Source organism: Variovorax sp. 20P10.2.4, assembly GCF_058244205.1.
In genome coordinates this window covers 1-6,312 of record NZ_JBZAYE010000434.1, presented here as the reverse complement: position 1 = coordinate 6,312, position 6,312 = coordinate 1, and the positions used below count along the sequence as shown (strand labels likewise).

6 protein-coding genes are annotated in these 6,312 nt (G+C 71.6%); all 6 read right to left on the bottom strand.

What is annotated here, in order from left to right; translation table 11 throughout:
* Positions 1 to 531 (bottom strand): alcohol dehydrogenase catalytic domain-containing protein (locus AC27VN_RS29420; protein WP_490878829.1); only part of this gene is annotated, 531 nt, incomplete at its 3' end.
* A 170-nt stretch (positions 532 to 701) separates the two neighbouring features.
* Positions 702 to 1,637 carry a LysR family transcriptional regulator gene (locus AC27VN_RS29415; protein WP_209542202.1) on the bottom strand — a complete coding sequence of 312 codons (936 nt, stop codon included), beginning with the start codon at positions 1,635 to 1,637 and terminating at the stop codon, positions 702 to 704.
* A 57-nt stretch (positions 1,638 to 1,694) separates the two neighbouring features.
* On the bottom strand, positions 1,695 to 1,862 hold the full coding sequence (locus AC27VN_RS29410; protein WP_398493477.1) for a hypothetical protein: 168 nt from the start codon (positions 1,860 to 1,862) through the stop codon (positions 1,695 to 1,697).
* 28 nt (positions 1,863 to 1,890) lie between these two features.
* A complete protein-coding gene (locus AC27VN_RS29405) occupies positions 1,891 to 2,091 on the bottom strand; it encodes an MbtH family protein (protein ID WP_057591017.1) in 201 nt (66 codons plus the stop codon).
* Between the two features lie 36 nt (positions 2,092 to 2,127).
* Positions 2,128 to 3,441, bottom strand: coding sequence for a glycosyltransferase (locus AC27VN_RS29400; protein WP_490878828.1), 1,314 nt, complete (start codon positions 3,439 to 3,441; stop codon positions 2,128 to 2,130).
* A 10-nt stretch (positions 3,442 to 3,451) separates the two neighbouring features.
* Positions 3,452 to 6,312: amino acid adenylation domain-containing protein (locus AC27VN_RS29395; protein ID WP_490878827.1), on the bottom strand; the 2,861-nt coding region annotated here is incomplete at its 5' end.

Sequence of the window (6,312 nt, the reverse complement as noted above, 5' to 3'; positions counted from 1 at the left end):
GGCCACCACGCGAAAGCCGAGGTGGGCCAGCAGCGCGACCGCGATGCTGCCCACGCCGCCCGCGGCGCCGGTCACCAGCACCTCGCCCGCGCCGGGCCGCACGTGATGGCGCTCGATGGCCTGCACGCAGAGCATCGCGGTGTAGCCGGCGGTGCCCAGGGCCATGGCCGAGCGCGAATCGAGCCGGTCGGGCATCGGGATCAGCCAGTCGCTCTTCAGCCGTGCGTACTGCGCGAGGCAGCCGAACCAGTTTTCGCCGACGCCCCAGCCGTTGAGGATCACGCGGTCGCCGACGCGGAACTCCTCGCTGTCGCTGGCCTCGACCACGCCGGCGCCGTCGATGCCGGGAATCATCGGCCACTGGCGCACCACGGGACCGCGGTTCGCGATGGCCAGCGCGTCCTTGTAGTTGAGCGAGGAATGCTCGATGCGCACGGTCACGTCGGCCTGCGGCAGGACGGACCGGTCGAGCTCGACCTCGGCGGCTGCGAAGCCGCCCTCAGGCCGGGACAGATGGATGGCTTTGAACACGTGGGCTCCTGCTTTTTGCTGCACTGCATCGAAAAACTCGATGGACACAGCGCGATGGGAAGCGCCACTCTATGAGTGAGGTCCGCTCTACTCAAGATCAATAAACGTCGATACGCGTTCTCTTTATTAGCGCATTGAAAGCGCGGCTCGGCGCCGCGTGCCGGTGCCGTTCAGCGTTCGCTGCGTGCCTGAAGCACCGCCGCCACGCTCTCGAGCAGCGTGAGGCTGGCCACCGACAGATGGCGTCCCTTGCGCACGCAGCACGACACCGCCTGCTTCTTCACGCGCGTGTCGCGGATCGGCACGAACACCGCGTGCGGATAGTTGGGATCGAGCCCGTGCAGGTACTGGCTCACGATCGCGATGCCCAGCCCCGCCGAGGCCGCGCTGCGCATCATTTCGTAGGAGTCGGTGGTGAGCGCGATGCGCGGCTGGATGCCGACGCTGGCGAACATGCGGTCGATGGTCGGGCGCAGCGCCATGCTCTCGTGCGGCATGATGAAACCGTAGGGCGCGCAATCGGCCAGCCGCACCGAGCTCTTCGAGGCCAGCGGATGCTGGCGCGGCACCATGATGCAGGAGCCCACGAGGCAGCGCGCCTGCACCTGCAGGCCCGCATGCGGCGCGACGTTGTAGGCGATGATGAGATCGACCTCGTCGGCCATCACCATCTCCACCAGCCGCGGCGATGCGGCCACCAGCAATTCGAAGGTGACCTGCGGATGCCGCTGGTTGAACGGCGTCAGCGTCTCGCGCAGCAGCTCGCGCGCGAAGCCCTCGTTGACGCCCATGCGGATGTTGCCGCGCTTCAGGCCCTTGAGCGCATCGATCTGGGTCTTCGCCGCATTGAGCTCGTTCGCGATGGTGCGCACGTGCAGCAGCAGGATCTCGCCGGCGGCCGTGAGCTTGAGCCCCGAGCGGCCGCGGCCGCGTTCGAACAGCGGCGCCTCGACCTCGTCCTCGAGGTTCTTCACCTGCCGGTTGATGGCCGAGGCCGCGACGTGCGTGACCTCGGCGGCCTTGCGGAACGAGCCGGCCTTCGCCACCTCGCGGAAGTAGTGGAGCGCGGTCGGGTTCTTGAGCTGGGCGGAAAATTCGCGGGACATCGCGGGCCTCTTGGAAATCCTGTGGCGAGGCCGATGCTATGCGCAGACGTCCAGGCGCTATTCCGCGAGCCGCTTCTTTCCGGCCTCGGCCTTCCGGCGCCGGGGCTTGTCGGCCCGGCGTTTCTCCACGGCCGAGGCCATGCCCGCGGCCTCGGGGCCGAGGGCCCGCAGCCGCCGCACGTGGACCGCGGCGGCACTGCGGCTGCGCAGGAACAGGAAGATCATGGCCGGGGGCCCGATGCGATGGACGCGCTCAACGTCCCGCCAGCGAGAGCGGCCGCATGTCCTGCCAGTTCGCCTCGATGTAGGCGCTGCACGCGGCGCGGTCGGTGGTGGGCAGGGCCACGCGCCAGCCGGCGGGCACGGCGATGAAGGCGGGCCACAGCGAGTGCTGGCCCTCGTCGTTGACCAGCACCTGGAAGCTGGCGTTCTTGTCGTCGAAGGGATTGGTCATGGCGGTTCTTTCGATGGGGTGCGAAGGGGCTGGCGCTCAGGCCGCTTCCAGGAATTCGACGCGCGGCAGGGCCTCGAGCGCCTGCGCGATGCCGTGCAGCGCGCGGTGGCGCGCGAACTCCTCGCGCAGGGCGTTCGCGCGTTCGCGGTAGCTGGGCGTGGCGAGCAGCTTGCGCACCGCATCGCCGACCTGGCGCGCGGCCGGCTGCGCGGTGCCGAGGTTGATGCCCACGCCCGACCAGGCCACGCGCGCGGCGATCTCGGGCTTCTCCTCCGAGCTGCCGGCCACCACCAGCGGCACGCCGAGGCTCAGCGCATGGTTGACCGAGCCGTAGCCGCCGTTGGTGACCATCGCATGCAGCTTGGGCAGCAGGCGGTCGTAGGGCAGGAAGGGAATCACGCGCGCATTGGCCGGCAGGTTGGCCGACAGCGCGGGCGGCACCGGGCCGCCGGTGGTGGCGATCACGAGCAGCGTCGGATCGCCGGCCAGCGCCTGCAGCGTGGGGCCGATCAGCTGCGCGGGATTCTGGTTGGCCAGCGTGCCCTGCGTGACCAGCACGACCGAGCGGCCGTCGTCGAGTTCGTCCCACCACTCGGGCGGCGTGAAGTCGCGGCTGGCCGGCGCGAGCAGCGGGCCGACGAAGCGCACCGAGGCCGGCAGGTCGCTGCGCGGGTATTCGAAGGACGGGCCCGTGAGCTGCAGGTAGAGGTCGGGCATGCGCACCATGGCATCGACGAAGAAGGCCGGCAGCGCGCCGGCGCCGAGGCGCCGCAGCACGGCGTCGAAGTGGCGCTGCACGTCGCCGAACATCGCCTGCTGCAGGTTGGCGTTCATCGCCTTGTTGCGCGCGCGGCCCTCGGGCGTGGCGGACGGCGGCAGCGCGGTGCCGAAGAAGGCGGTGTCGCAGCTCGACAGCGGCAGCGCCGAGATGCCGATCGCGACCACGGCGGGCCGCTCGTCGCGCGGCCCCAGCAGCAGCGGGAAGGTGCCGCAGAACATGGTGTCGACCACGATGGCATCGGCCTCGAAGTCCTCGAGGATGGCGCGCAGGCCCGCATGCTGCGCCTCGATCGCGTCGGCGAAGAAATGCTTGAGGCCGAAGCACAGCTGCGCATGCGGCGAGTTCAGCCGGCGGCGCTCGGGAAAGCGTTCGTCGAGATCGCGGTAGTCGCCGTCGATGGCGCGCGCGAAGGGCGTGAAGCTCGCGCCGGTCGCCTCGGCCTGGGCCCTGAACTGGCTCGCGGTGTGCACCCGCACTTCGTGGCCGAGGCCCGTGAGGTGCTGGGCGATGGCCAGCATCGGCAGGACGTGGCCGGGCAGGGCGGTTGCCGCGATGAGATAGCGTGCCATGGGATGCTCCTTAGGAGGCGGTGGCTTCCAGGGCGCGGCGCGCCTTGGTGTGGATGCCGAGGTCGACGAAGTAGCGCTGCAGCAGGTCGCGGTCGACCGGGCGGATCGGCGTGCCGATCGCCTCGAGCTGCGCCTGGGTGGCCGCGCCGCACACCTGCGGCGGCGTGGCCGAGGTGTCGTAGCGGTCGAGGATGGCGAGCACCGCCGCGAGGTCGCGGTCCTTCCCCACCGCGAGCCGCGCATGCGCGCGCTCGAGCCAGGGGTCGAGTCCCACCGGCTCGAGGCGCATGCCCAGCCGCTCGAACACCGGCGGGATGTCGCGCACGCGCAGCGGCGCCTGGCCCATCAGGTGGAACACCTGGCCCCACGAGGCACGCTGCGCCGCGAGACCGAGGATGGCGCGCGCCACGTCGTCCACCGGCGTGAGGTTCAGCGGCAGGTCCATGTCGGGGATGGCTTCCAGGTCGGCGTAGAGATGGGCCACGCGCCAGATCAGGTCGTCGGCGTTGCAGATCGCATGCGTGTGGTCGCCGGTGACCGCGCCCAGCCGGTAGATCGCGACCGGCATGCCGCGCGCCTGCGCCTCGCGCGCGATCGCGTCGCCCACCCATTTGCTCTGGCTGTAGCCGTCGACCAGGCCGCGCCACGAGTTCAGCGCCGAGCGCTCGGTGACGGTGCCCTCCTGGTTGTTGGCCTGGTCGATCACGGCCAGCGTGGAGACGTAGTGCAGCGTCTTCGCGCAGCCCTGCGCGGTCCAGTCGAGCAGCGTGACCACGCTGTCGACGTTGGCCGGCTTGAGGCTGGCGTAGGGATGCAGGAAGTCGACCTGCGCCGCGCAGTGGTAGAGCGCGTCGCAGCCGTCGCGCACCAGCCGCACCGCGTCGTCGTCCAGGCCCAGGCGCGGCTTGCCGAGGTCGCCCGTGACGACCTCGATGCGCGCGTCGTCCCAGATCGATTCGAGCTGGCGCGTGGCCAGCGTGCGCTTCAGCCGCAGCGCGCCGGCCTCGGCGTCGGCGGCCCGCACGTGGCAGACCACGCGGGCTTCGGTGTCGCGCAGCAGCGCGGCCAGCAGGTGGCTGCCGACGAAGCCGCTGGCGCCGGTGAGGAACACGCGTCGCGGTGCCAGCGTGGGCGCGACCGCCTGCGCCTGCACATGCGCGGGCAGCACCACCTCGCGCGACAGGTCGAGCGCCTCGGTCGTGCCCGCGTTGTCGTCGATCCAGGCGGCGAGCTCGGCGATCGAGGGCCGGTTGTAGACCTCGGCATGCGGGAAGTCCGCGCGCACCTGCTGGCGGATGCGCATGCCGAGCTGGATCGCCATCAGCGAATGGCCGCCGATCTCGAAGAAGTTGTCGTGGATGCCCACGCGCTCCAGCCGCAGCGTCTCGCGCCACAGGCCGGCGAGCAGGTCCTCGGTGGGCGTGCGGGGCGCGACGTACTGCACCGCGGCCTGCTGCTCGGGCACGGGCAGCGCCTTGCGGTCGAGCTTGCCGCTTGGCGTGAGCGGCAGCGCGGGCAGGTGCACGAAGGCCGAGGGCACCATGTAGTCGGGCAGGGCGCGCGCCATGTGGGCGCGCAGCTCGGTCGGCTGCGGATCGGCGGCGGCGACGAAATAGGCCACCAGGCGCTTGTCGCCGGGCGTGTCCTCGCGCGCGATCACCGCGGACTGCGTCACCTGCGGATGCTGCAGCAGCGCCGACTCGATCTCGCCGGGCTCGATGCGGTAGCCGCGGATCTTCACCTGCTGGTCGGCGCGGCCCAGGTAGTCCAGGCTGCCGTCGGCGCGCCAGCGCGCGAGGTCGCCGCTGCGGTACATGCGGCTGCCGGGCGCGCCATGCGGATCGGCCACGAAGCGCTCGGCGCTGAGCGCGGGGCGGTTCAGGTAGCCGCGCGCCACGCCGGCACCCGCGATGTAGAGCTCGCCCGCGACGCCGGGCGGCACCGGCTGCAGCAGCTCGTCGAGCACGTACATGCGCGTGTTCCAGATCGGCTGGCCGATCGAGGGCTGCCGGCCGGCTTCCATCGGCGCGCTCATGCTCGCGCAGATGGTGATCTCGGTCGGGCCATAGGCGTTGACCATGCGACGCCCCGGCGCCCAGCGCGCGGCGAGTTCGGCCGAGCAGGCATCGCCGCCGACCACCAGCGTCCGCAGCGCCGCGAACTCGCCGGGCGGCAGCGTGGAGAGCGCGGCCGGCGGAATCAGCGCATGGCTCACGGCCCGGGCCTCGAGCAGCTCGGCGAGGTCGCTGCCCAGCAGCTGCTGCGCGCCCGGCACCACCAGCGCGGCGCCCGCGTGGAAGGCCATGAGCTGGTCCATCACCGAGGCATCGAAGCCGCAGGAGGAGAACTGCAGCACGCGCGAGTCGGGCGTGATCGCCAGCCGCTCCTGCATCGCGGCGCCGAGGCTGGCCAGGCCCGCATGCGGCACGACCACGCCCTTGGGCAGGCCGGTGGAGCCCGAGGTGTAGATCACATAGGCGGCCTCGTACGGATCGGCGGGGGCCGCCGTTGGCGCGGCCTCCGACTGGGCCGCGATCGCTTCGCGCGTATCGGAAGCGTCGAGCGCGATGCAATGCGCGACGTCGGCCAGCTGCGGCAGCAGCGCCGCGTGCGTGAGCACCGCCGCGGGCGCGGCCTCCTGGAACACGAAGGCGCTGCGCGCCGCCATGTGGTTCGGATCGATCGGCAGGTAGGTGGCGCCGGCCTTGACGATCGCCAGGTGGGCCACGACCAGGTCGAGCGAGCGCGGCAGCACCGTGGCGACGATGGCGCCGGGCGCGATGCCGCGGGCGCGCAGCAACTGCGCGAGCCGGTTGGCGCGCGCGTCGAGTTCGGCATAGCCGACGGTCGCGTCGTCGAGCACCACGGCGG